Here is a 1,006-nt window from a genome sequence, read left to right on the forward strand (position 1 = left end):
AGCGCGGCGGTGGCGCGCAGCGCGAGCCCGCCCGTCCCGCTGACCACCTCGCGGGGGCCCTCGGCGGAGACGAGTTCGACGGTCACCGCCCCGGCGGAGGCGGTCCCGCCGGCGTGCAGCACCTCGTAGGGGGCGACGACGTCGAGCGGGTCGAAGCCGTCGAAGAGCACGATCTGGGCATGCATGGGCGTCCTTCAGCAGGTGGGAGGGGTGGTGGCGCGGCCGGCGACACCCCGACGCTATCCACGGGCGGCGGAGGGCCACAGGGGCTCCGGCGACAGCTTTCAACGGGATAGCGACACCGCCGTGCCACCGCGCGGACCTGCGGGAACGGGGTGGCGGTCGCCCGGCGGCGGGCGGGTAGATTGCCGACCGTGCACACCGTCGCCGTCCTCGCGCTCCCCCGGGTGGTCCCCTTCGACCTGGCGACCCCGGTGGAGGTCTTCGGCCGGGCCCGGCTGCCCGGCGGCGGCCCCGGCTACCGCGTGCTGGTCTGCGCGGAGGAGCCGGAGACGGATGCCGGATCCTTCGCGCTGCGGGCGCCGTGGGGGTTGGCGGAGCTCGTCTCGGCGGACACGGTGGTGGTGCCGGGCACCGACGGCCCGCACCCGGCGCCGACACCCGCCGTCCTGGCGGCGCTGCGGGCGGCGGCGGCGCGTGGCACCCGGATCGCGTCGATCTGCTCGGGGGCCTTCGTGCTGGCGGACGCCGGGCTGCTGGACGGACTGCGCGCGACCACGCACTGGGCCGCGGCGGGACGGCTGGCGGCCGACCATCCGGCGGTCACGGTCGACCCGGACGTGCTCTACGTGGACAACGGGCAGATCCTGACCAGCGCGGGCGCGGCCGCCGGGCTGGACCTGTGCCTGCACATGGTCCGGCGCGACCACGGCTCCGCGGTGGCGGCGGAGGCCGCGCGGCTCTCCGTCGTCCCGCTCGAACGGGAGGGCGGGCAGGCCCAGTTCATCCCGCTCGACCACGATCCGGCGCCGGGCGGGGCCGCGCT

At 77.2% G+C, this 1,006-nt stretch carries 1 protein-coding gene and 1 pseudogene; one reads left to right on the top strand and one right to left on the bottom strand.

From position 1 onward, the window contains the following. Positions 1-185: pseudogene (locus ABZ641_RS39465) on the bottom strand (DJ-1/PfpI family protein); the annotation flags it as partial. Positions 186-374: 189 nt separating this feature from the next. Between ABZ641_RS39465 and ABZ641_RS39470 the strand changes: the two are divergent. Further along, on the top strand, positions 375-1,006 hold a 632-nt coding region (locus ABZ641_RS39470), incomplete at its 3' end, for an AraC family transcriptional regulator (protein WP_359989580.1).

Origin of the sequence: Kitasatospora sp. NPDC007106 (genome assembly GCF_040634455.1) — a bacterium.
Taxonomy (GTDB): Bacteria; Actinomycetota; Actinomycetes; order Streptomycetales; family Streptomycetaceae; genus Kitasatospora; species Kitasatospora arboriphila.